The sequence below is a fragment of the Paenibacillus rhizophilus genome, assembly GCF_003854965.1.
GTDB classification, from domain to species: Bacteria; Bacillota; Bacilli; order Paenibacillales; family Paenibacillaceae; genus Paenibacillus_AQ; species Paenibacillus_AQ rhizophilus.
In genome coordinates this window covers 111,836-134,438 of the sequence record NZ_RQPI01000003.1, presented here as the reverse complement: position 1 = coordinate 134,438, position 22,603 = coordinate 111,836, and the positions used below count along the sequence as shown (strand labels likewise).

Here is a 22,603-nt window from a genome sequence, read left to right as displayed (position 1 = left end):
CCTCCTTTTCATTTTACATCAGCCGCGTTATTACAAAATGCTGTGGATAATCCCGCCTTCAACTCTTTGAGCCGCACCGTTGATGGCTGATGCCTTATCGGATGCGATAAATACAATGGTATCAGCTACTTCCTCAACTGTAGCAAAACGCTGAATCAGAGAAGTCGGCTGGTCGTTCTTAAAGTATTCTTTAATAAAGGTATCCAAATCTTTTCCGTTCTCTTTAGCCAGGTCTGTAATGAAAGTGCCGAATCCTTCCGTCCACGTCGGTCCAGGAAGAACCGAGTTGACCGTTACATTTGTTCCTTTGGCCACTTCCGCTAAACCTCTTGAAAGCGTAATAAGTGAAGTTTTAGATATACCATAAGGAATAAGTTCTGGATAAGGTTTGATCCCGGCTTCACTTGCAACGTTAATGATTCGTCCCGCATTACGTTCAATCATCTTGGGCAAGAATGCTTTGGATAAACGAACAGCGCTCATTACATTAATTTGATAGTAGTCCAGCCATTCCTCATCCGTCACATCAACAAAAGGCTTTACGGTAAAAACACCCGTATTATTAATCAAGACATCCAAATCTCCGATTTCGTTCACTTTATTGATGAGTTTCTCGCATTCCGCTTTATCTGCAACGTCTGCGGCAATTCCATAAACCGTTCCGAGTGCGGAGAGTTCTTTAACCGTTGCTTTAACATTTTCATCAGAGCGGCCGTTAATAATAACTTTGGCTCCTTCTTTCAAAAAACTGACTGCCGTTCCTTTACCAATTCCCGCCGTGGATCCTGTAATGAGGACTAATTTATCTTTCAAGTTCAGTTCCATAATCATTCTCCTTCGTGTCATTATGTACCCGTCAAGTCCATAGCCATCAACGACAAGTCAGAGGCCTGACGAATCGCGCGGGCGTCAAATAGTTCCTGTACAAACCGAAATTGAAGTACACTTGGCTTTGATGAGTATTTGCTATTATAGTTCTAACAGACACGAAAGAACAGTAGGTACTTTTTTGTAATATAGGTACTAAAAAGTAACGGCTGAATTCCAGCTTGCATAGGAGGACATTTTGTGAAGAGGACTACCAAGAAGACTGACCAGGGAATACCGGGAGTAGCTGGGGAACTTTGAAGTTTGAGCAACCCTGTCAGAAGACTATCTTCCGGGAGTCATTCATCTTCTCAAGGTACATCATCGTCAATTTCTCATTTATTACTTGTGACTTGAAACCCTGGTATCCATTCTTGCCGTACAAATAGAGATTCTTCTTGCTCTTGTGCCCTGTAAACAACTCGTATCTCCGGCATTCCTTAAACACCTGTTCGACTTCACGAAGTAACCTTGTACCAATTCCCCTATTTTGAAAATCCGGATGAACAATTAACCTGCCAATATAACAAGTATCGCCGCTAACAAAAGCTCGTACAGAGCCAGCAATAACATCCCCCTCTGCAATCGCTTTAAGTAAAGTCTGTGTTTCATATTCCGATTTCAGTTCATCGATGGTCTGCCGCAGCGGTTGAATCGTGTAATCATTGTATATGGCCGCTTCTACCATAAAAGCCTTACGCTGCAATTGCAAAATCTCTTCAATATCCGTTTCTTCCGCTCTCGTAATAAGCATGTTTTAAAATCTCCTTCTGTTCGTTTCCATTTCTCTCTAACTGGACTCTTTGCAATAAAAGTAAGGTCCACAGTCTGTCTCATGAGTCTTCACATAGGTCCATTGAAACATCCGATCGGTAATTGACTGCATAGCATCTTAATCGTTGTGTTATGCGAAGAATTATTTTCTAAAATACTCATACAAAATCATCCCCGAGTAACTTACATTAAATCCGTTTCGAATTCTTTCATATTCACTTGGATCAATTCCGAAGGAAAAATCAGAACCCGGTCCATATCCGGTCTGACCTATTTGAATCTGACTTCCATGGAGATCGGTTAGTTGAAAATCCTCTGGCGACCCTTTCGTTGTATACGTACCGTCATCATTTAACAACATGTTATATAGAAACTTACCCTTATTGAAGTTCAAATCATAGGTTGTATGGAAACTAAAATAGATATCGTCGCCTCGATTCCACACTTGTTGGAGTATGATATTGGTGCTGTGGCTTTCTGCAATCTTAATGTTAAGTTTTTGTGGTTTTTCCGTTTTAAAAGGAATCCATTCAGGTTTAATAGAAAGATCGAGTTTTATAGCAGTATTCTTTTTGGTGATAGCATAATGATTCCGCTCCAAAATATTCTGTATTATTCTTTGATCTACAAAATGATCGCTATAAAATTCATAGCCTTGGTAACCCCCATATAAAAGAAACGAAATGACTAGGATAACGATAAATGATTTCTTTTTCATAGGTTTTTTCCAGCCCATTTTTCAGCTTCATCCGACTCCGTTACTGTTGAAAAGAATGAACGGTATGAAACTTCAAATCCGCCCTTTTTATCCATCATTAATGCAGAGTAACGATTAGGCAGCTCCTTCACTCCCGCTTCATCAATGATCGCGTGGATGGCATTTTGTTTGGTGTGTTCATCCCACAGCACATTGAATTCATAACCGGTGATCTCCGGGAAAAAATGATTGATGTTCCACGCATATTCCGCCATCTCACGGTAAATATCTTCCTTGATCGGAACCGAACCGACTTCCGGAATAAATGTGAGTGTAATTTGATACTTATTATCTTGATTGTCGACTGTCACATTTTCAATAAATCTAAAATTTTGTTGAGTATAATAAGTTACTTTTTGAATAATAAAATCCTTCTGTGTCAACTCCTCTTTGGTATCGGGTGGAACTTGAGAATCATTGGTTTGAGAGCAGGCAGAAAGAACATTCAAACAAAGCATAAGAGAGAACACCAGCAAAGCGATTTTACGTTTATTCATAAGCACCTCATAAAATTATGTTATTTAGTAAAGCAATTTTACCAACCGTTAAGTCGGCGAAGCACATACTCTTCATTGTCTAGATAAGCCTGCGTTCTGGCATAAGCTTTGGTTTATCATCACCAGTTATCGTTGCCTCGCGTTACAGGTACTAATGTCAACGGTGTTAGCCAATATATTTATTTCTACTACAGTAAAACTCTAACAAGCACTGAGGAATCGGTACTTCGTGTGAATATTAACTTTTTTTATGATTCATACTCTCTCTTTGGCGCTATACATTCCAATAAATGATCTTTTTGCGACCCATGTAGATACTGGCTTTTCCTTGCTATAGTTCCCCATATGGGCTCGCCATGTTGCTTGTATTGTATTTCAGGTTATTGATCGTGAAGCTGTCGGTCATACCGGATTCCTCGAAGTCGATATCGTCGAGAAGACAGGCGTATCGAAGTAGCTGAGGCTATTTTCAAAATCTATTTTAAATGCTCTATCTATAAGAGTTATCTATTGCTAAATTACTTTATCATTATTTTCCGTTTCATCTTTATCTTCCATTGTTATACTCCATAATTCCTCTTTTTCATCTTCGCTAAATGGTCTTATGGAATGATTTTGCGAACAAGGAGTCGAATTAGAATTCGCTATGTAATAACGATGATAGTCGATATTTTTATCTTCGTTCAAAATGCTCTTAGGAATACTGTTAAAATTATTCTGTGCTCTTTAAGGTAAAAGTTTCCTTCCCTTCATCTACTCGGGTCCTATTATTTCGAGTCCGGTTACCGCGGGACCAACGGAAAGCAGGCGAACGGCTTTTATCGTTCCATAGCTTGCCGCAATTTCGTCTACGATCCGTCAGAGCAAAACCTATACGATGGGCGGCGATATTCTGGCTTACAGGGCACGCGGAGGATCACAGGATTCTGATCCGGGATCGTAAGGACCGATGCGGGAATGCGGTGTCTTGGGTTTGTTATTTCAATAGTTCTAGTCTTGTACAACTCCAATTCTTTGAGCTAAACTTATTGATTTCTTTCCACCCTCTTTTCTTTAATTCTTTATAAATAAAAAGGTTGATAAATCCATGTCCAACTAGAGCCACTATACCCTTCTCCGACGCTCTCGTAAGTATCTCACTAGCAGCTATAGCCCGTTCCACTACTTGCTCTATCGTCTCATGTTCTTTAACTAAGCCACTGTACCAAAGGGCGCCAGTTAGAAATGTCCATAACCGCGTACTTAATCTTATGCCCTTCAAATTAGGAGACTTAAAATTCACCTCATTAAAAATGTCATTAGGAGTTGCTTTGATACCTGGTGTTAATAAAGTCAAGGAATGTTGTGACCTATATAACGAACTTGTAAATACATATTCTGCTCTTGTAATGTGTCTGGACGCTTCTACAAAAATCTTACTCTTTGACTCTATTACACCTAACCTATCATATTCATCTTTCCAATTCTTATACTCATCCATGGTTAATTTAGGAATATTTGAACGTTCGGATTTCCCATGCCGTATTAACATTATTTCCATAATTGTTTTCTCCCTAAAATTGATAAAAATAATTTGTGTTTAGGAAATTTCCGATAGCGTTCTTTGCAGACCAAGGAGCGTTAGTGACGTAGCGGGGACATGTTGTTAGACGCAGCTTTTCACTTCATTCAATCACTTACTTATTACTTTCTTATAATTTCTTCAATTTTCTCTAAGATCACTTCTTTTTTGAGAGTTCCATCAATAATAAAATCAGAATCGCTTTCAGAAATCAATAATGTCATGATATCTCCATGCGTGCCTATAGCGATTCTCTTACCTTTAAATTCTTCAAGAATCTTGTTTAGTATGCTTATGGCTCGTTCTTGTGCTTGCTTGCTCGATTCTCCACCTGGAAATGAATAATTTCGGTCTTCATTTTATTTCATGTCCTATCCCCGTTAATTGCCTTTCCCTTAAGTCTTCTTCTAATCTAATGTCCATATTTAATTCAATAGCCAAATCCTTTATTGTAAGAATGACTCTTTCGTATGGACTTGAAATCAATATATCTATATGTTCATTCATTAAAACATCCTTTACCTTACCGGCGTCTAACTTCCCCTTTTCCGATAAACCCCGAGATTGTTCCATTCCTGCAAAAAAAGGAGATTCGGCATGCCTAAGCAATGCCGGTTCTTCTTCAAACTACTACGTTATAGAGACTTTTTATAAATCTTTTCTGTCCATTTCCATACCCATAGCCCCCAAAAGTAACCACAAACAGGAAATATAATCAATGTTTTAAGTAAGGTCATAATAAAGGAAGTATCAAAGGTACTAGAATAATTATTCTCTAAAAATTCAGTCAGAAAAGTAAATATTATCGCCGTTGGTATCCCCCAGCCAATTACCCCATTATAAATGAGAAAATGTTTCTTCCCTTTAGATCTTGTTCTTTCCCATTTACTTTTTTGAGATGCTCTCATTTGTTTTATTCACCTTCCTAACGTTGTTGCATTCAAGAAACGCCCCAACCTTAGATAGCTCTTATCTTAGGTTTTCTTACAAAGCTCTTTCCAATATTCCCATGCCTTTAGATATTCAGATAGATCATTTGGATGGTGTTTTACACTAAGCCCCACTCGACAATACAGCTGTACTGAAACCTCATCAATCAACCTTAATTTGCCAATACGGCCTTGTTCAAGATTATCAAATGCTGCAATTAAAGTATCAATATTAATATCGTCGGGAGAAGAACAAAAAGCGTAAACAAAATCATAAATTAATGGCCCCATCATAGGTGATGGATCTATGACACCAATTAAAGAGGATTGATCAAACACAAAATTATGCACTCCTGCATCTCCATGCAATAAATACTTTTCTCCTTGTTCTATTTCCTCTCCTGATAATTTAGTAATTTGTGATTTAACAAATATATAGTCATCCGTTGTTAAAGCATTTCCAATGTTGATTCTAGCTTCCTCAATACTTATTTCATTGAATTCCCTCCATGAACGAAGAGGATACTCTAATCTCCCCCAAATGTTTATATGTTGATATTTGTTGTATTTATTGAATAATTCATTCACTAGTACGGTTAACCACTTTTTCTTTGATCCACGGTTAATATGAGTTGTTCCATTGATATAAGTGTATATAAAATGTGATTTATCTTGGGCGGTAAAAATGACTTTTGGCAATAGGACTGAATTTTGATAAGTATTCAACAATTGTTCAACCATTTGAATTTGATTTGGTTCATCAAACTTCAATATATAATTATTGTTTTGATTGGAATCAAGTCTATAAACTCGGCCACTAGTTGTTCCAGACAACCTATGAATTTTTACGATCTCATCGTTGACAATATGTAGTTGAAATATTCTATTAATTTCTTGGAAAGTAGGTTCAGTTATCATTCGTTCTTCTCCTTATTCCCTGTTGCATTGGTTTCATATAATGTCGTTTTTATTCACGACGTCTCACTCCCTAAAGGAACGAAGTGACTGGCCACATATACCACAAATATTGTATCTACAAGTGGGTTAAATAATATAGTGTTCTTCCTACACAAACTGTCACTTGTTTTAGTCATTGTTTCTAACAAATTAGATAGAAATTCCGAAAAAGTTAAAGCTATAATTTCACAACTTCCTGCTACAGCATGTGTTTCATGAAAACTATCATAACAACGACCACACCGATCTTGGTCAAAATCTATTGTGACATATTCTGTCTCATCGTATCGGGCGACTACATACCACTTCATAGAAATATCATTTTCTTCTTTAAGTAGAAGTTCTTCGTATGCCTCTTCCCCAAGAATAACCAAATTTGCAGGTATTACCTCACTAGGTTTTAGAATCTCAATAGGTCTTGTACTATTAAAAAATAAAGTTCCACCTCCACATAATCTATAAAATTCCATCATTTCTTGAGGTATATCAATCTTATCCTTTAGTTCCGGTAAGCTGCTTGGTTCAAAAAGTATACAATCACTTCTTCTTTTAAGTGTTTTTATAAGCTCTTATCCTTTCTTCGTTACCCACGTAACTCATCTGTTCAGGATGACATCCCAGTTGATGGGCCAGTTGTATAAATCCTTCGCTCCGCGGCTTTCTGTAGCCTACCTCCACCGATGTAATCAGAACGTCTACGTATTGCTCAAATCCCTTAAGATCCTTCATCACCAATTCTCTAGACATGCCATAGGGTACGTCGGTAAGAATTCCGATTTTTATGTTTCGTTCTTTTAGATATTTTAAAATAGGTAATGTGTAGTAAAACATGTGTGACCCTGCCTGAAAAAAACTAAAGAACGTATGGATCGTTTGCTTCATATCCTTATTAATTCCCCATACTTGGAGTATTTCTTGAAAAATATCAGTATCCTTTACTTCATATTCTCTAGGATTAATTCTCGTATTGAACTTCTTTAAAATCTGGACTGCGGCTTCGATTAATTCGTCGTTTTGATCCATACCTATATCCTGCAAGAGCTTTGTGAGCGACCTTTCATAGAGGTCTGTCCAACTGGCCTGAACATTGCGATAATAAATTAACGTATCCCCTAAGTCGAAGCCAATTGCTTTCATGCAGAGTCACCTCCATACTCACATTTTTTCATTGCTTTTGTTTATTTCTCTCCACAACAAATCAAGTCGGTTTATAATCCTCTCATCGTTCTTCAACTTTTTCCTAAGAGATTGATCTATACTGACTAGCCCTAAAATTACTAATATCATGAAAATAATTAACATTATGATCTCACCTTCCAAACATGCATCAATTATTATTAATATACGAACTATATATCATTTCGCCTTCATCATTAAATACTTCTACTATAGCCTTTGAGGAATTGGTCCGTTTTCCAAGTGGATGATCGACAATATAAGCTTTTTCATGGTGCATAATCTTTTCAACCGATTTCCCGTCCGCAAAGCGATCGATCATTTGTCATAGATTCTTTCTATCGGAAAATACAAATATAAATCTCCATTTGCTTCACATGGATTGTGGTATTCATGCACGGCTCCCACGATTGAATAATTGTGATTGGGAATGTATTCATTAACCATGTAATTGAATTTATCCCGGTATGTATTTTGATTGCATTTTATTACTGCGAACTTATATGAAGGTATAACCCATTTAGTCCAATCGCTTGGGGCTATGGAGTCATCCAAAACTTCACAGCCAGCCAGATATTTCCCTTGCTCTGTCCACCGTTCAAATCTCTCGGAAACATCACTCATCGCACCCCAAATCCCAACCAGATTACCTGCACTGTCTTTCTTGGCTAAAGTACTAATTTCACTAAAATTTTGATTGGCTTCTTGCCACAGCTTTGGGATCCACTCTGTACGAAAGTCCCTTTCCCATTTTTCCGATAACGGTAAAAGATTGCCTTTCTTCAATGAGCACTTCCATAATTACACTCTCCTATTTGTTTTTGGGATTTAGAAGTCTTTTGGATAGCGTTTTCACATTCACGTACCCAAGAGCCTTAAGACGTGTGAAATCCGGGTCGTAAGACTTAGCCTCGGAGGGTTATCGTAAGCAAGATCATCGAAATACCTATAGCGTATCAAGTACTTTCTGTTGGGCGTCGTTGCCACAAATATATTCTTTGATCCATTTCACCGAAACATCAATTGTATACGGCTTCCTGCTTGCTGCATCTGTATTGGGATCTAAATGAGCCTCCAGCATTTGTTGTGATATATGTTCATCAACCCACATCTGTGAACTACCCTTCTCAAATAATGAAGGTCTTTTTGTTTTTTCAACTATTTTATTTATCGTCATGAAAGATCTCCTTCTCTTTAAAATATTAACAATTCCTTGTGATAAGGTAACCGTGAGCCGGCAATGCAAGCTAGCGATTAAAAAATCAACCGCGACGCGGTTAGGTCGCAGGGTTGTCTGCAGCCGAAACTTCTTCACCTTAGTTTCTGGAAAAAGGGACCACAGCTTTAATGATGTTTACAATGTTAATATCCTCTTATACTCCCCTAACTTATTTTACTCTTTATTCCGTCCTTGAGTATTTATCCGGTAATAATTCATGAATTTCCCTTTTTATATAATCGTCAGTTCCCTTTAAAAATGGTTTAATAGCCTGCAATAATTTCAGCTAACGTTTCCATTATTGTAGTTCCATCTTTATTAATTAGTTTTATTCTTTCTATCATCTCTACAGGTTCTTCTCCGATTTAGCTATTTCTTGTTCTTCAAATTATAGGTTCTTAGGTAAAATCCATACTTCTCATAGAACAAAAATGCAGATTCATTCCCGTACATGACGCTGATACTTATATCTTCTATATTGTGAGACTGAAACCATTCTAATGCATTCTTCATTAGTAGACTTCCTAGTCCTTGTTTCCTATAGGCATCTATTATATAGATTGAATCAATTTCCCCTTCAAGGGATTCATTTATCGAACTAATACAATACCCGACATAATCCTCCGTTTCCTCATCCAATACTAAACAAATATTGATGTTTCCGGTCCTAGCTTTTTCTTTAATCTGCTTTGAACGTCTTTGAAAATTATTATTAGCAATAGATTCAGAAAAAGTTGGAGAAATTCGTGTATGATGATCTCGCAAACAATACCAAAGTGGTTCAACTAATTCTAATCCTTCTAGATCTTTCTGTATTAAAGAGATCTTCATTGAATTCACCTCAACGATATGGGTTAAAGTTACTTAACGAATTGTCAAATAACGTTGTTGTATTGATATGACGAGGCCTTTCAACCCCTTGTTTTTTTAATACCTCGGCGCGAAGGCAACAGTCAACTCGACAGTTGGCACACTGATATCCGTGGGCTGGTTACCACATTTTATCCGACCGTCTGAGAATCTGCTCGCTAACTCACGACGCACGTTCACCCTCCGGCTAGTGCAAATACAACTCGCGATTCTATTCCCCTACCGCGTTGCCTTCGGGCCCAGGTATCAATTTTGTTCCTCGTATTGTCCTCTATTTTTCCTTGCTCTTTATGGATCATTTATTTTTAACTTGCTGCCTGTTTCCGTTCCACTTCCAAGGCGACTGCCCACACGAATCCAAGCAACTCTCGGGCGATTGCCGTTGCTGCGACACATTTTTGTTTTCCTCGTTGCATGATAAGACGGAAATAACGTCCGTGTAACCGGTGTTGTGCCTTCCAAGCGATGGATTGAATCTTGGTGCTTTGCTTTTGGCTTTTCTGCTGCATTCTCTCTGTCATAGCGGGTCGATGACGATATTGCCATGCTGCTTCTGTAACCACACGCCGGATATGAGCATTCCCCGACTTGGTTATTCGTCCCCGCCAACTTACTTCCCCGCTTGATCGCTCCTGCGGTACGATACCTGCATACGCCATGAGCTGCTTCGGATTCCGAAACCGTGAAAAGCTGCCAATCTCAGCAACCAAGGTCATCGCCGTTAGGAGTCCAATTCCACGGAGCGACTGAAGCGCTTGAATCACCTCTGCCTGGGGCGCTGTATCACTTTGTCATGCCATTTCCTGTTCCAGTCGTTCCAATCGTTGTTCACTTTCAAGTACAACCTGCAGGTAGTCCTGAAACACAAAATGTTCCGCCGATCGCTCAAATTTCAGTGCTCCTAGCCACTTCTTGTAACTCTTGGTCCACCGCTTTTTCAAGTGTGCAGGATGAGAAATCTGATGACGAAGCAAGAAACTTGATCATCCGCTGTCTGGCGCGGTGCAGATCTTCTTTCGCATCTTCCCTTGCTCTCACCAAGTCTCTTAATGCCTCTGTATCTCGATCGGGTACATAAACGCTTGTAAGTTCCCCGGCTCGATGCAATTGCGCCAACCGAATCGCGTCACGGCGATCTGTTTTTACACGATCCCCTGCACGTTTCGGAATGAGCGACGGCGCGACAACTATACACGTTATACCCATGCCTGTTAACCACCGGAACAGTTCATAACCGGTTGGCCCAGCTTCATAGCAGACCTCCAAATTTTCATTGCCGCCTACCTGCTTCAACCATTTTCTTACCGCTTCCGGCTTATGAGGGATTGTCCCCCAAAATCGCGGCTCCTCTCTCCCCGATTCGGCGATGGCAATGGCAATGCTTTCTTTGGATACACCATTCCAACGTATTTTGTAGTACACTTCAAGATGAACAAATTGGGGCTGGCCTCGTCATTATAACTCACGAACCCGAAGGGTTTTCTGACTGCTATCACACCCCCATGAATTATCTACTAGCAGACCAGAGCCGAACGGCTCGCAGCGTGAATACTGTGTTAAATGATGTAACATGACTTCAAGAAATACTAACAACTAATCCTCATCATTAAGATGAGGACCAAGAGGAATATACCTTGTGAATTATGTACATCGAAATATATACAGTAGCCAAAAAACTAACTATTGCAAAAAACCAGGCTAACACAAACGCTGTCCTTATTAAATTAAAATCAGTTAAACTGAAATTTGAATACTTGATAGTTTTTATTCCTAAAGGCATCATTGTATACGCGCATAAAAATGTAATAAAAACTACTGGAGCCCACTTAAATATTAGACCATTTATTAGGGCTTTTCTTTGTCTATTAAGCTCTTTCTTCTTTTCAATCTGTAATTCTTTTTCTAGCAGGTTTATTATCTCTGGATATCTTATCCCGAATAGAACTGTAGTAAAAACTAATAAGATACTTATAGCATCAAATGAACTTTCCAAAAGTGAATTTAACTGACCATTATTCATCTATCCTCATCCCCAGCAGCAACTTCATCAGTTTGAATGAAAACTCCACTTAATAACTCGTATGTATCTTCTGATATTTGGTACTTTCTCGCACTCCCCCTAACCTTTGAAATTGGATCTAAATGTGGAGCATTTATACTAATAACTCTATTGAGTTCTTCGATTACATTATCTGATTGTATAACTACATGATAAGCATCAGTGCGTAATTCAGCAGATTCGATAATTTGTTTTAAAGTTGTAAATATTTCAGCTTCCAACTGATAACGAAATCGAGTTCTGACATTTCTTATCAATGCCTTACTTTCGGATTCAGTCAATTGAAACATAGAGGATACTTCTGCTTCATTGGGTATTACCCCTTGAAAATAATGTTTCACTAGATGAAATAGCCTATGTTGTTTTATTTCATCAGCTCTAGTCGGTAAACCCTTACCTAGCAACATTTCTTTGTATTCGGTTAATGCTGCGAAGACAATTTTAGAAACTGCTTCACTATACTCATGATCATTTTCTGAACGAAACAATATCTTTAGTTTCCTATATTCGTCTTCTGTAAAGAAATTGTCTGGTAGGTTGATTGTAATTGCCATATAATTCACTCCTATTATTTAGATAATTAGGTGTTATTCAAAATATAGAATTAGCCTGGTAAAAATCCATGTTATTTCAGTTAGCGTTTCAACATTCACGAACCAAGAGGCTTAAGGCGCGCCAGCGCCGGGTCTAAGAATTATCCTTGCAGGGTTGTCTAACCTGCCCCAGTATCCCCGAACTTCCTTCTGGCAGACCCAGGGCATAGGCCCACAGCGTGAATGCATTGTGTTATCGGATGTTATCCACTCCTTCGATTATTCCCTCAACAATTTAATAATGGAGTCTAAATCACTGTTTGGAACTTCCTTTACCCCCATAGTGTAATAACATTGATAACCAAATTGAGAAGGGACCATTCTGGCTGGGATAACCTCTCCCCAATCATTTAATAATTGAAAATCCCCTTCATTAAAAGCATTGTGTATCATTTCTTTAGATAATCTGTTAATCACTTCTTCTTTGAACTTGAGTTTATTCAAAATATTCATTTGAGAGAGTTCATGAATTTCTTGTAACAGAAAAATTTCTTTTGAGTTGAAAAATTCTTTTTCATTGAATCTTATATCGTATGGATTTATGTAATGTTCTTTAAATAATCGTATTAAACATAGTTGGCGATATGTTAAATCCTCCGCAACCTTAAGCAGATGATTAGCTTCTTCCACTTTATATTCATTCGAAAATGAAATATTTATAAATATATTAGATATAAATTTCGATTTTTTTTCTTCATGCTCGTTCTTACACTTAATAAGGACGCCTTCAAATATTTCTTCTGCAGAAGAACGATAGATTTCATTGTTCGAAAAAAAGAAGTCATCATCTCGTAGTTTTCCCCCTTTTATTACTCTATCTTTAATTTCTTCGATACAATATTTAGCAGTATTACTAACACGAAATTCTTCTCTTTTTGATAAATGCCTTGAAGCAATATCTAGTAATACAGATTTTGCAGGGCTAGCAATAATAGGTCCAATTAATGGGATCTGTTTAGCAATGTCACATATTATTTCAATTCCTGTTTCAGTGAGAATCTTTTCTTTGTTCATTTATATACTTCCCTTACAATGATTTTGGATAATTTCCGATAACCTTCTGGTATTCGCGACGTCCATTCCCCTTAGATAGCTCTTATCTTAGGGGAATGGATGTATCTGCCTGAATCTTCTTCATCGAGATTTTCCGGGCAGATCAAGGACCACATGGCCCGTAGCGCGAATATTGTGTTGTCGGATGTGACCGTCTTCTATGAAATACTAAAAAAATAGAGGTGAAGGTCAAAGACCTTTACCTCTTACAATTTATCTTGTTGAATTAAATATCATTGTTGCTTCATCCTTTAATCTATTTAAGTCATTTTTAAAGAAGGAATACAAAGATTTGTTGTTAGAGTTTTTCTCTATTACAAATAAAGGTACATTAGTTCTTCCAGATGAAGCCTGATATAAGGTAAAGACCGCTCGTTCGCTCGTTAAAAACAATCCAGTGGTAGGGTAGTTTTTAATTGCATATAATTTTAGCGATCCTTTTTTATCACTTTCATTATATAGCTTTTGTAATAAAGCCCAAGTATCGTTTATTTTACTTTTTAGCGAATCAACTGTAACATCGGTTTTTCCAGCATGAACATTAGTAAAATTACTATTCGGGTCTAAAGTAAAAATAATGGTATCGGTACTTGTGTTAAACCGTTGAGTTAAAGACACTGAATTATTTCCTACCCATCTAAATCCATCATTCATTACTACTGCTAAGTAACTTTCTTTTGTTAATAATTCAGTGAAGTTAAATGCTTGAGATTCACTACGAATTTCCTTTACTCCCATAGATTCAACTGAATCATGAATTCTAAAAATTTCTCTTAATTTTTTATCTTGATGTTTTTGAGTAAATATCTTATCAAGTAATGTTAAAACCCCTGTAATTAACAACAAACTGCTCAGTTCGTTTAAGTACGGTTTTAGTACGCTAGTCTCACCAATATTTGAGTTAATAACAAGCATTACTAATCCAGCTATTATTAAAAAACAAATAAGTAGTACTTGTAGCATGAGTACATTGACCCTCTCTTTAGTGGAATTTATAGGAGCATAATTACAAACAAGACCATATTACTATATAAAGGAACAATTGGATAGTATTTTTGTCTGTATTATAGTCATTTCCGATAACGTTCTGGTATTCACGAATCCGAAAGGCTTAAGTGGGCGTCAGCGAACAGGTCGCTAGACTTAGTTTCTCGTAGGGTTGTCTGCCTATCAATCGCTACCTCTATTTCTCTACCGCAGACCCAGGGCGTAGCCCGCAGCGTGAATTCTTTGTTATGGAATGTTGACGATTTCCTGAGTCACTACCCAGTTTCTTGAATCAATCTTTGCTCTTAATCATTCTTCTAATTAGTCCGTTATGTAATATCTCTATTACATAATTGTTTTCTTTATATAGCCAAACATCTGGTGATATAGCTGTGGCTTCATTAATATTCTCTATTATTCTATTCATTTTAGCTCGTAATACTGGATCGAAGTCGTGACTCCACAAAACCTTATCATCCTTCAACAGTACATGGCTTCTAATGTTTTTAAATCGAATTCTTCAAATTCATATTCCTTCCAGTCTATTCATCCATAGTATGTGATTTGATATTCATTTTGAAATGCAGCATAAGTCTCTTCAGTCTTTTCATTACTTAAATATTACATTCCCTTCACAGAGTGCCTCTATACATTCATCTAATAATGGGCTCGTCTTTTTCTTTTGAGCCTTTAGCTTTGTCTTTCCAGTAATAATTGAAGGATTGCTTTTCTTGATTTCGTATCCATGAGCCAGCCCCAAATTCATAATGTTGTGTTTCGTCAATTTCCCATAACTTCTTTGTATTCACGATCCCGAGAGGCTTAAGGCAGCTTGCTGCCGTGTTGCTCGGCCACTTAGCCTCGCCGAGTTGTCTGCTGAATCTGCACTCTGAAAAGCCTCTTCAGACCAAGGGACCGGCAAGTTTCGTGGCGTGAATACAGTGTTATATGTAGCCATAGCCTTCTTCGAATCCGTAAAATACAATCTTTCATATATTCTTTCAATCAGCTGCTTTCGATAAATAATATTGATGTTGAGTGTTGAGTAGGTTTACGATTTCGGGAATATCATTCAGTGTAATTCTTTGTATACTTATTAATTCTCCGCCACATCTAAAATACTTACGCCCATCCGAATATGTGTACTCATATCCCTCTAAGTTGTCCTTACACTTTCCACAGTTGTAACATCCAGTATACTTGTAGTTATGTTCTTCTATAACAACTCTTACGCTTTCATGAAATAAATAGGAGTAATCTGTTGAAGCATAAAATTTCATTTTCAATATTGGTTTGCCCTTTTCAATTGAAAACTTCATAATATGTTTTTTTGTCTTATTACTATTGAAAACATAATTTATGGCTTGGGTTTTTGCCTTTTTAGTTTTATAACCGAGTTGGGTTGCAAAATTTGCAATTTCAGAGTACATATTCTGATCCTCGGCAGACAAACACTGATAAAATTCTTCGAGCCCCATACGAATCGCTCCCTGTTTATTCTTCATCGAATTAACTTCAATATTATTCATTAGCTGGGATTGCATATAACGTTGTTACATTCCGACACCCCACCACCTTAAGGGAAGCACAGAGCCAAAAGCGAAGCTGGCTCCCGACCGGCCGCGATGCGGTTATGTGGTGCGGGTGTCGCCTGAGTCATCCTCCCCGAAAAGCAACTGGCGACCAAGGACCCTTCAGGGTCCGCTGTGGGAATGCGTTGTTAGAGGATGTGACTGCCTTCTTCGAGAATCCCGACATATCATTTCTTAATTGCCTTCCATATGTACCGGTATTCTTTCATGCATAGTTTTTCGTTTATTGTATTCTCTTGAATCTTATTGCTTAACTCTTTTTTTAATTTAGGGGAAGTATAATCAGGATTTCCCGGTATTCCTGTGATGAACTTAGCAAATTCATTCTCATCAGGGAAATAATAAATCGCACTACTAAATTCTTCGATTTCAATGTTGGTAAATCCATTACTTTCTAATCGTTCTTTTACTTTCTCTAATGAACCTGAATGAATCCCAAATACAGTTCCCCCAGCTTGGAGTATTCTACTATGGTTTAATATTGAGGTTGGCCCTCTTCTGTCATAAATTAAGTCAAATTGCTCGTCTTGAAAAGGTAACTGTGTTTTGGTTGTAGCATAAATAAACTTTACATTGCTCACTTTACTTTCTTTAAGTAATGAGTTGGCGATGTTCATCAGTTCAATAGAATTATCGAAACCCACCAATGATTCTGTATATCTTGACATCTTTACGGTAAATTCTCCATGCCCACAACCGGCATCTAAGACCGATTTATAATTAGGTAGCAAACCAATTAATCGTTGTTCGAAAATCTCTTCTGCTGAAATCCCCTCTACCGTAAATACAGCATTACTCTTATATCCGCCATTTCTTCTGGCGATAACGTCGTACCATTCGACTCCCATGAATTTACCCCTATTGGTTTATAGTGTTTGCAGCCATTTCCTCTAACGTTGTTGTATTGATATGACGAGGCCTTTCAACCCCTTGTTTTTTCTCTTAATACCTCGGCGCGAAGGCAACAGTCAACTCGACAGTTGGCACACTGATATCCGTGGGCTGGTTACCACATTTTATCCGACCGTCTGAGAATCTGCTCGCTAACTCACGACGCACGTTCACCCTCCGGCTAGTGCAAATACAACTCGCGATTCTATTCCCCTACCGCGTTGCCTTCGGGCCCAGGTATCAATTTTGTTCCTCGTATTGTCCTCTATTTTTCCTTGCTCTTTATGGATCATTTATTTTTAACTTGCTGCCTGTTTCCGTTCCACTTCCAAGGCGACTGCCCACACGAATCCAAGCAACTCTCGGGCGATTGCCGTTGCTGCGACACATTTTTGTTTTCCTCGTTGCATGATAAGACGGAAATAACGTCCGTGTAACCGGTGTTGTGCCTTCCAAGCGATGGATTGAATCTTGGTGCTTTGCTTTTGGCTTTTCTGCTGCATTCTCTCTGTCATAGCGGGTCGATGACGATATTGCCATGCTGCTTCTGTAACCACACGCCGGATATGAGCATTCCCCGACTTGGTTATTCGTCCCCGCCAACTTACTTCCCCGCTTGATCGCTCCTGCGGTACGATACCTGCATACGCCATGAGCTGCTTCGGATTCCGAAACCGTGAAAAGCTGCCAATCTCAGCAACCAAGGTCATCGCCGTTAGGAGTCCAATTCCACGGAGCGACTGAAGCGCTTGAATCACCTCTGCCTGGGGCGCTGTATCACTTTGTCATGCCATTTCCTGTTCCAGTCGTTCCAATCGTTGTTCACTTTCAAGTACAACCTGCAGGTAGTCCTGAAACACAAAATGTTCCGCCGATCGCTCAAATTTCAGTGCTCCTAGCCACTTCTTGTAACTCTTGGTCCACCGCTTTTTCAAGTGTGCAGGATGAGAAATCTGATGACGAAGCAAGAAACTTGATCATCCGCTGTCTGGCGCGGTGCAGATCTTCTTTCGCATCTTCCCTTGCTCTCACCAAGTCTCTTAATGCCTCTGTATCTCGATCGGGTACATAAACGCTTGTAAGTTCCCCGGCTCGATGCAATTGCGCCAACCGAATCGCGTCACGGCGATCTGTTTTTACACGATCCCCTGCACGTTTCGGAATGAGCGACGGCGCGACAACTATACACGTTATACCCATGCCTGTTAACCACCGGAACAGTTCATAACCGGTTGGCCCAGCTTCATAGCAGACCTCCAAATTTTCATTGCCGCCTACCTGCTTCAACCATTTTCTTACCGCTTCCGGCTTATGAGGGATTGTCCCCCAAAATCGCGGCTCCTCTCTCCCCGATTCGGCGATGGCAATGGCAATGCTTTCTTTGGATACATCCATTCCAACATATTTTATGGTACACTTCAAAATAACCAGCTCCTTTTTGTTTGTAGCTCTGCAACGGTTGTTCTCCAACACCATTGTAACCTACGATGAACAAATCGGGGCTGGCCTCGTCATTATAACTCACGACGTCCCACCGACTTAAGGCGACGAATGTGGCCGGGCGCGATGCGCTTAGTCGGTATGAATGTGTCCGGCTGAGTCTACTTCCCTGCAACTGAAATTCCTCTTCGAATCTCATCGAGCTTCTGCCGGACCGAGGGCCGAATGGCCCGCTGCGTGAATATGGTGTTATAGGATGTTACCAGCCATCACAGTGTTACTTACACAAAATCTTGCAAGTATTTCATTTCGTCTTCATAATCATTAAAAAACTTTCTATGGTAGTTTAGTAAATGATATAGAGCTATATATGTATTTATTATATTACTCTGAAGGTACATTACTTCTCCTTGATGTACCTTTATTAGTCTCTGTGCAATAAATTCCTTCGTAGTCTGATCTCCCATACTCGTCTTACTATCTTGAAAAATAGCATCATATATATTGAATCCTCCAACAAAATCAATGTATTGAACTAATAAATTAGAGATTTCAGGGAAGTTTTTGAAGTCAATGTTAAAGAGTGAGTTCTCAATTGTTTTTCTGATTTTCTCCTGTGCCTCAAGACATTTAAGGACTACTGGTTTTTCATCATCAAAGATGTATAAAGATCTTACAAAGAGATCTTGCATGTCGCTAAACAAAAAATCCTCTGGAATCTCTTCTTTAATTTGTCCTTCTCTCTTATCAAGGGGAGTAACAACTTGATAAGCATATTTTTTGTAATCGGCTATATAGATATTTAATACTTTTGCAGCACGAGTAATAGCTTGTGCTTCATGCCTCTTGTTTTCACCATCTTCATGACGGGAAAATATCAATTGTACAAAAATCAAAGTAACAATAATCCCCAAAGTCTCCGTGAATGTTCCTCTTACATAGTCTTGTAAAAATGAATCATCAGAAACAAAGTAATCGATTGCTCCAAGAACTATTAAGAAAATAAAAAATGAAATAGCTAATGTGATGTATCTTTTCATAAGATAAGATTTCCCTTCTGTATTTAATGATTTGCTGGTAATTTCTTATAACGTCCTCGTATTCACGAACCCGTAGGGTTGCCTGCCTGTTTCTATCTTCTGGCAGACCCAGGGCCGAATGGCCCGCAGCGTGAATACATTGTTAACTGATGTCATTGCCTTACCTGAACTACAACCAAAAATATCCATACTCGTCTTTATCAATCATAGTGAGTTGCTTTTCAAAGTCTTCTATTGGTTTGATATCTTCTACGTGATGCCATTTGTCCTTACTATCCTTCCAATAGATCTTCCATTTGTTTTCTTCTTGCCTAAATTGTGCAATAGGCAGTTCAACTCTTTGTCCTGGCCTATATGATGGTCTTTCTTGTGTAAGTGTGATTGTATTTCCTCTGAATTTATATAGAATTTTGAATTCCTCTTTGAAATGTAAAGGGATTTTTCTTTCTATGTAGTTATCAAGAATTTTTGCAAGCCTTTTCTTCGTAAAAACATCAAATGCCACGATGATCCTCCTATATCTCTTTAGTTTTAAATAGTCTTTTCTTATGCAATGATTTCAGATAACGTTATTGCATTCACGAATCCGAGAGGCTTAAGTGAGCCAGCGAACGGGTCGTCAGACTTAGCCTCGCAGAATTGTCTGCCTGATCCACCTCTTCGAAATGCCCCGGGCAGACCAAGGCCGAATGGCCGCAGCGTGAATGCTGTGTTAGCTGATGTTGCTGCCCTCTTCGAAAGAGACTCACACTACTATCCTTCAACTAATTTATAGAATCTAATATCTCCATCTTTAGTTTCTGCTATTAGTATGTCATTTCGCTCTTTTACACTAAATATCTTAGTTCCTACTACTAGTTTGTTTGCGGTTCCATCCTTGAATTCTTTGCCATCTTCCCTTAGTTCAATAATCTCTGTTATTTCTTTATCTTTAGAGAGTTCTAATTTATTGACCCAATCGATCCCTGCATTATAAATTGTGTTCTTATACATGAATATATTTGCATTTCGATCCATCCTTAATACTTCTTCTGCAGTTGGATTTCTAGTTGTATTATTTGGTCCTTGATTTAAATTACACCCCGCCAATACCAATAAAAAAAGTATAAAAATCATTAATTTACGCATGTCATACGCTCCTAGATCTTAATAAAAATTTTGCAGCAATTTCAGCTAACGTTTCTGTGTTCACGACGTTCATTCCCCTTAGATAGCTCTTATCTTAGGGGAATGAATGTGTCTGCTGCTTATACTTCTCCGAATCTACTTCTGCAGACCGAGGGCGGATGCCCGATGCGTGAACACTTTGTTAGATGAAGTTGTGGACTTCTTTGAGATTACTATAATAGCTATTTCCTATTTTCTTTTTCTCTTTCCTTCATATAGTCCTCATACGGAGAATAAAAAGATGTACTTTCAATAATTCTTGTGACAAATTGAATAGGATTTAAAAAGAAATTTCTTAGGCTCTTTACTTTAATCCTCTTATATTCATTTATTTTTATCTTACCTACGACTGGCAGAACTGTCTGATACCTTATTATTGATTTCTCACCAGATATTGATTCCCAGTACAATACCAACTTGTCACCAATCTTAAAATTTGTAGGTATTCTAAAATCTATTGATTTATTGGGTTCAACTTCGAAATTCTCTGTTTCCATTAACAAATAATGCTCTTTAAATAGTTCGAAAATGTAATCAAATAAGTAACCCTTAGCAATCAAATCCTCATCAATGGTCCGACTTTCAATATACAACTTAATATTAATTGCAGTACCAAGACCATAATTTTTAACTGTGATTTTTAATTCATCATCAGTTTCAATCAGCACTGGTTTTAAAAATGTTTTTTGTGTTGCATGTATCATTTTAAATGTTGCAATCACATAAACAATTGTAACAATTAGTAGTATTAGTGAAGTTAGTGTTTGTATTGCTACACCGAAATCCTGAAAAAAGCTTATAATAAGATGCTTCAATTTTATTACCTCCGTTCTTTCCACGATTTCATCTAACGTTTCCGCATTCACGATCCCGAGAGGCTTAAGGCAGCACAGCTGCCGGGTCGAAGACTTAGCCTCGCAGGGTTGTCTGCAGCCATAACTTCCTCGCCTTATCTTCTGCAGACCAAGGGTCCGTCAGGGCCCGCAGCGTGAATGCATTGTTATCTGATGCCCCTTACTTCATTGAACTATCAATCAAAACTCTTGAAGCGGATAATTTGTCAAGTCTTGCATCTATTATGATAGGTTTTATATTTAATTTATGCTGCTCTTTTATTCGCTCTGCAGCCTCCATTACTTTATTTACTTTCCTTAATTCCTTCTCGTTAAGGATTATTACTATAAAGTATGCATTCTCAACTTTCTCCGATAACATATACTGTACTGTTTGACCTTCAAGCCCGTGTATTAGGTTATTAGTTCCTAGTTTAACCTCAGCAATCGCCTTAAATTGATGTCCATACGAGAACTTAAAGTCAACAGGCCCTCTTCCTGTCTCAGCTTCTGGGGTTATATCTATATTATTTGTAAAACAATAACTTCTAACGACAATTTCTAGTAATTGCTGTGCACTATTTTCTTTCCTAGGGATCTTATTATCATTCCAGAGTAATTTATAGGCGCTTCTCATTGTTATTGAATGCTGAAAATAATCCATGATGTTATCAATATGATACAAAAAGTCTCCTACATCATTGATCCCTCTATTGTGTTTTTTTATAGTGATATTTTTAGATGAAGTGCGCTCCTTAATACTATTATATTTATTCTTTATATCGTTAGGCATTAAATTAACATAGTCATCTAAATTTATGTTTGCATTATTTTCAAAGTTATAAGGATCTAACGTATAGTATTCAAAATATTCAGGAATATTTAAAAAATCATGATCTTGAAATAGTATTTCGTAGTAAATAGCTATATTTTGCAAATTATTTAACATATAATCATCGTCTGATACATCTTCGCTCTCAAAATAATATTTGTCAGTTACTAATCCAGCTTCTTCATTTCTTTCTTCTGCCATACGTAGCAACTGGTATAATGCATACTCATGTAATGGGCTCAACGTATGCATGAAATCATCACTGGTCCAAGCGTCAAGCTCAATCATAATCTGTATACATCTCTCTTTATTTTCTAACCAGATACTGTGTGAAAAAAAAGGGGAGAAGGCTTCTTCAGGACCTAAATTTATGAAGAAGTCCATATACAAATCAAGATAATCATTCAAAATATTGTTAATTTTTATCTTTGTGGCTTTGTTAATATCTAAATAAACTTCGATCATAAGTTTTCTCCTTATTTTGGGGATAACGTTCTGGTATTCACGAA

At 37.9% G+C, this 22,603-nt stretch carries 33 protein-coding genes and 3 pseudogenes; all 36 read right to left on the bottom strand.

Features of this window, described 5'->3' with window-relative positions:
• Positions 1-30: 30 nt before the first annotated feature.
• Entirely contained in the window at positions 31-825 is a 795-nt protein-coding gene (locus tag EH198_RS07885) for an SDR family NAD(P)-dependent oxidoreductase (protein ID WP_124695003.1), read from the bottom strand.
• A gap of 319 nt (positions 826-1,144) precedes the next feature.
• Positions 1,145-1,621 carry a GNAT family N-acetyltransferase gene (locus EH198_RS07880; RefSeq protein ID WP_124695002.1) on the bottom strand — a complete coding sequence of 159 codons (477 nt, stop codon included), beginning with the start codon at positions 1,619-1,621 and terminating at the stop codon, positions 1,145-1,147.
• 36 nt (positions 1,622-1,657) lie between these two features.
• A complete protein-coding gene (locus EH198_RS25470) occupies positions 1,658-1,753 on the bottom strand; it encodes a DUF4275 family protein (RefSeq protein WP_124695001.1) in 96 nt (31 codons plus the stop codon).
• Positions 1,754-1,783: 30 nt separating this feature from the next.
• Positions 1,784-2,377: a hypothetical protein gene (locus tag EH198_RS07870; protein ID WP_124695000.1), complete on the bottom strand. Its 594-nt coding sequence runs from the start codon at positions 2,375-2,377 to the stop codon at positions 1,784-1,786.
• Entirely contained in the window at positions 2,356-2,895 is a 540-nt protein-coding gene (locus EH198_RS07865) for a hypothetical protein (RefSeq protein ID WP_124694999.1), read from the bottom strand. Before EH198_RS07865 ends, EH198_RS07870 begins: the two co-directional genes overlap by 22 nt.
• Before the next feature lie 513 nt (positions 2,896-3,408).
• Positions 3,409-3,582: a hypothetical protein gene (locus tag EH198_RS24550; protein ID WP_185702800.1), complete on the bottom strand. Its 174-nt coding sequence runs from the start codon at positions 3,580-3,582 to the stop codon at positions 3,409-3,411.
• A gap of 289 nt (positions 3,583-3,871) precedes the next feature.
• Positions 3,872-4,435 (bottom strand): histidine phosphatase family protein, encoded by a 564-nt coding sequence (locus EH198_RS07860; protein ID WP_124694998.1) that lies wholly within the window; start codon positions 4,433-4,435, stop codon positions 3,872-3,874.
• A 143-nt stretch (positions 4,436-4,578) separates the two neighbouring features.
• Positions 4,579-4,797: pseudogene (locus tag EH198_RS25465) on the bottom strand (histidine phosphatase family protein); the annotation flags it as partial.
• A 13-nt stretch (positions 4,798-4,810) separates the two neighbouring features.
• Positions 4,811-5,065 carry a histidine phosphatase family protein gene (locus EH198_RS25315; protein WP_124694997.1) on the bottom strand — a complete coding sequence of 85 codons (255 nt, stop codon included), beginning with the start codon at positions 5,063-5,065 and terminating at the stop codon, positions 4,811-4,813.
• 26 nt (positions 5,066-5,091) lie between these two features.
• Entirely contained in the window at positions 5,092-5,364 is a 273-nt protein-coding gene (locus tag EH198_RS07845; RefSeq protein ID WP_124694996.1) for a hypothetical protein, read from the bottom strand.
• 66 nt (positions 5,365-5,430) lie between these two features.
• Positions 5,431-6,303: a phosphotransferase gene (locus EH198_RS07840; RefSeq protein WP_124694995.1), complete on the bottom strand. Its 873-nt coding sequence runs from the start codon at positions 6,301-6,303 to the stop codon at positions 5,431-5,433.
• Positions 6,304-6,356: 53 nt separating this feature from the next.
• Positions 6,357-6,827, bottom strand: coding sequence for an SMI1/KNR4 family protein (locus EH198_RS07835; RefSeq protein ID WP_281277998.1), 471 nt, complete (start codon positions 6,825-6,827; stop codon positions 6,357-6,359).
• 64 nt (positions 6,828-6,891) lie between these two features.
• A complete protein-coding gene (locus tag EH198_RS07830; RefSeq protein ID WP_124694993.1) occupies positions 6,892-7,479 on the bottom strand; it encodes an HAD family hydrolase in 588 nt (195 codons plus the stop codon).
• A gap of 190 nt (positions 7,480-7,669) precedes the next feature.
• Positions 7,670-7,840 (bottom strand): hypothetical protein, encoded by a 171-nt coding sequence (locus tag EH198_RS24545; protein WP_185702798.1) that lies wholly within the window; start codon positions 7,838-7,840, stop codon positions 7,670-7,672.
• Positions 7,837-8,304, bottom strand: coding sequence for a GyrI-like domain-containing protein (locus EH198_RS07825; RefSeq protein WP_124694992.1), 468 nt, complete (start codon positions 8,302-8,304; stop codon positions 7,837-7,839). The genes EH198_RS24545 and EH198_RS07825 overlap by 4 nt, the downstream gene beginning before the upstream one ends.
• Before the next feature lie 160 nt (positions 8,305-8,464).
• A complete protein-coding gene (locus tag EH198_RS07820) occupies positions 8,465-8,695 on the bottom strand; it encodes a hypothetical protein (RefSeq protein ID WP_124694991.1) in 231 nt (76 codons plus the stop codon).
• Between the two features lie 411 nt (positions 8,696-9,106).
• A complete protein-coding gene (locus EH198_RS07815) occupies positions 9,107-9,568 on the bottom strand; it encodes a GNAT family N-acetyltransferase (protein ID WP_124694990.1) in 462 nt (153 codons plus the stop codon).
• Between the two features lie 344 nt (positions 9,569-9,912).
• A complete protein-coding gene (locus EH198_RS25085) occupies positions 9,913-10,128 on the bottom strand; it encodes a hypothetical protein (RefSeq protein WP_246014161.1) in 216 nt (71 codons plus the stop codon).
• A gap of 48 nt (positions 10,129-10,176) precedes the next feature.
• A pseudogene (locus EH198_RS25080) lies at positions 10,177-10,323 on the bottom strand (transposase); the annotation flags it as partial.
• Between the two features lie 169 nt (positions 10,324-10,492).
• Positions 10,493-11,029, bottom strand: a complete 537-nt coding sequence (locus EH198_RS25075) for an IS110 family transposase (RefSeq protein ID WP_246014145.1) — start codon at positions 11,027-11,029, stop codon at positions 10,493-10,495.
• A 184-nt stretch (positions 11,030-11,213) separates the two neighbouring features.
• Entirely contained in the window at positions 11,214-11,627 is a 414-nt protein-coding gene (locus EH198_RS07805; RefSeq protein WP_124694989.1) for a hypothetical protein, read from the bottom strand.
• Complete coding sequence (locus tag EH198_RS07800) at positions 11,624-12,220, bottom strand: hypothetical protein (protein WP_124694988.1); 597 nt, start codon at positions 12,218-12,220, stop codon at positions 11,624-11,626. The genes EH198_RS07805 and EH198_RS07800 overlap by 4 nt, the downstream gene beginning before the upstream one ends.
• 258 nt (positions 12,221-12,478) lie before the next feature.
• Positions 12,479-13,273 (bottom strand): hypothetical protein, encoded by a 795-nt coding sequence (locus EH198_RS07795; protein WP_124694987.1) that lies wholly within the window; start codon positions 13,271-13,273, stop codon positions 12,479-12,481.
• 252 nt (positions 13,274-13,525) lie between these two features.
• A complete protein-coding gene (locus EH198_RS07790) occupies positions 13,526-14,275 on the bottom strand; it encodes a hypothetical protein (RefSeq protein WP_124694986.1) in 750 nt (249 codons plus the stop codon).
• Between the two features lie 316 nt (positions 14,276-14,591).
• A complete protein-coding gene (locus EH198_RS25460) occupies positions 14,592-14,765 on the bottom strand; it encodes a CDI toxin immunity protein (protein WP_425464152.1) in 174 nt (57 codons plus the stop codon).
• 187 nt (positions 14,766-14,952) lie between these two features.
• Entirely contained in the window at positions 14,953-15,108 is a 156-nt protein-coding gene (locus EH198_RS24540; protein WP_185702797.1) for a hypothetical protein, read from the bottom strand.
• Between the two features lie 192 nt (positions 15,109-15,300).
• Complete coding sequence (locus EH198_RS07785; RefSeq protein WP_148091490.1) at positions 15,301-15,828, bottom strand: hypothetical protein; 528 nt, start codon at positions 15,826-15,828, stop codon at positions 15,301-15,303.
• Between the two features lie 230 nt (positions 15,829-16,058).
• Complete coding sequence (locus tag EH198_RS07780; protein WP_124694984.1) at positions 16,059-16,739, bottom strand: class I SAM-dependent methyltransferase; 681 nt, start codon at positions 16,737-16,739, stop codon at positions 16,059-16,061.
• Positions 16,740-17,081: 342 nt separating this feature from the next.
• Positions 17,082-17,297 (bottom strand): hypothetical protein, encoded by a 216-nt coding sequence (locus EH198_RS25070; protein ID WP_246014161.1) that lies wholly within the window; start codon positions 17,295-17,297, stop codon positions 17,082-17,084.
• Positions 17,298-17,345: 48 nt separating this feature from the next.
• Positions 17,346-17,492 (bottom strand): annotated as a pseudogene (locus EH198_RS25065) (transposase); the annotation flags it as partial.
• 169 nt (positions 17,493-17,661) lie between these two features.
• Positions 17,662-18,204, bottom strand: coding sequence for an IS110 family transposase (locus EH198_RS25060; RefSeq protein ID WP_246014144.1), 543 nt, complete (start codon positions 18,202-18,204; stop codon positions 17,662-17,664).
• Positions 18,205-18,503: 299 nt separating this feature from the next.
• Complete coding sequence (locus EH198_RS07770; RefSeq protein WP_124694983.1) at positions 18,504-19,262, bottom strand: hypothetical protein; 759 nt, start codon at positions 19,260-19,262, stop codon at positions 18,504-18,506.
• Positions 19,263-19,431: 169 nt separating this feature from the next.
• Positions 19,432-19,767, bottom strand: coding sequence for a DUF3024 domain-containing protein (locus EH198_RS07765; RefSeq protein ID WP_124694982.1), 336 nt, complete (start codon positions 19,765-19,767; stop codon positions 19,432-19,434).
• 248 nt (positions 19,768-20,015) lie between these two features.
• The gene (locus EH198_RS07760) at positions 20,016-20,390 is read right to left on the bottom strand and encodes a hypothetical protein (protein WP_124694981.1); all 375 of its coding nucleotides are present in this window, start codon (positions 20,388-20,390) and stop codon (positions 20,016-20,018) included.
• A gap of 221 nt (positions 20,391-20,611) precedes the next feature.
• Complete coding sequence (locus EH198_RS07755) at positions 20,612-21,244, bottom strand: hypothetical protein (protein WP_124694980.1); 633 nt, start codon at positions 21,242-21,244, stop codon at positions 20,612-20,614.
• A gap of 199 nt (positions 21,245-21,443) precedes the next feature.
• Positions 21,444-22,559, bottom strand: a complete 1,116-nt coding sequence (locus tag EH198_RS07750) for a hypothetical protein (protein ID WP_124694979.1) — start codon at positions 22,557-22,559, stop codon at positions 21,444-21,446.
• Positions 22,560-22,603 lie beyond the last annotated feature (44 nt).

Coding starts and splice junctions, on each gene's coding strand:
- EH198_RS07885 (WP_124695003.1), bottom strand. CDS start 825: ATGGAACTGAACTTGAAAGATAAATTAGTCCTCATTACAGGATCCACG.
- EH198_RS07880 (WP_124695002.1), bottom strand. CDS start 1,621: ATGCTTATTACGAGAGCGGAAGAAACGGATATTGAAGAGATTTTGCAA.
- EH198_RS25470 (WP_124695001.1), bottom strand. CDS start 1,753: ATGCAGTCAATTACCGATCGGATGTTTCAATGGACCTATGTGAAGACT.
- EH198_RS07870 (WP_124695000.1), bottom strand. CDS start 2,377: ATGGGCTGGAAAAAACCTATGAAAAAGAAATCATTTATCGTTATCCTA.
- EH198_RS07865 (WP_124694999.1), bottom strand. CDS start 2,895: ATGAATAAACGTAAAATCGCTTTGCTGGTGTTCTCTCTTATGCTTTGT.
- EH198_RS07860 (WP_124694998.1), bottom strand. CDS start 4,435: ATGGAAATAATGTTAATACGGCATGGGAAATCCGAACGTTCAAATATT.
- EH198_RS07845 (WP_124694996.1), bottom strand. CDS start 5,364: ATGAGAGCATCTCAAAAAAGTAAATGGGAAAGAACAAGATCTAAAGGG.
- EH198_RS07840 (WP_124694995.1), bottom strand. CDS start 6,303: ATGATAACTGAACCTACTTTCCAAGAAATTAATAGAATATTTCAACTA.
- EH198_RS07830 (WP_124694993.1), bottom strand. CDS start 7,479: ATGAAAGCAATTGGCTTCGACTTAGGGGATACGTTAATTTATTATCGC.
- EH198_RS24545 (WP_185702798.1), bottom strand. CDS start 7,840: ATGATCGATCGCTTTGCGGACGGGAAATCGGTTGAAAAGATTATGCAC.
- EH198_RS07820 (WP_124694991.1), bottom strand. CDS start 8,695: ATGACGATAAATAAAATAGTTGAAAAAACAAAAAGACCTTCATTATTT.
- EH198_RS07815 (WP_124694990.1), bottom strand. CDS start 9,568: ATGAAGATCTCTTTAATACAGAAAGATCTAGAAGGATTAGAATTAGTT.
- EH198_RS25085 (WP_246014161.1), bottom strand. CDS start 10,128: ATGACAGAGAGAATGCAGCAGAAAAGCCAAAAGCAAAGCACCAAGATT.
- EH198_RS07805 (WP_124694989.1), bottom strand. CDS start 11,627: ATGAATAATGGTCAGTTAAATTCACTTTTGGAAAGTTCATTTGATGCT.
- EH198_RS07800 (WP_124694988.1), bottom strand. CDS start 12,220: ATGGCAATTACAATCAACCTACCAGACAATTTCTTTACAGAAGACGAA.
- EH198_RS07795 (WP_124694987.1), bottom strand. CDS start 13,273: ATGAACAAAGAAAAGATTCTCACTGAAACAGGAATTGAAATAATATGT.
- EH198_RS07790 (WP_124694986.1), bottom strand. CDS start 14,275: ATGCTACAAGTACTACTTATTTGTTTTTTAATAATAGCTGGATTAGTA.
- EH198_RS07785 (WP_148091490.1), bottom strand. CDS start 15,828: ATGAATAATATTGAAGTTAATTCGATGAAGAATAAACAGGGAGCGATT.
- EH198_RS07780 (WP_124694984.1), bottom strand. CDS start 16,739: ATGGGAGTCGAATGGTACGACGTTATCGCCAGAAGAAATGGCGGATAT.
- EH198_RS25070 (WP_246014161.1), bottom strand. CDS start 17,297: ATGACAGAGAGAATGCAGCAGAAAAGCCAAAAGCAAAGCACCAAGATT.
- EH198_RS07770 (WP_124694983.1), bottom strand. CDS start 19,262: ATGAAAAGATACATCACATTAGCTATTTCATTTTTTATTTTCTTAATA.
- EH198_RS07760 (WP_124694981.1), bottom strand. CDS start 20,390: ATGCGTAAATTAATGATTTTTATACTTTTTTTATTGGTATTGGCGGGG.
- EH198_RS07750 (WP_124694979.1), bottom strand. CDS start 22,559: ATGATCGAAGTTTATTTAGATATTAACAAAGCCACAAAGATAAAAATT.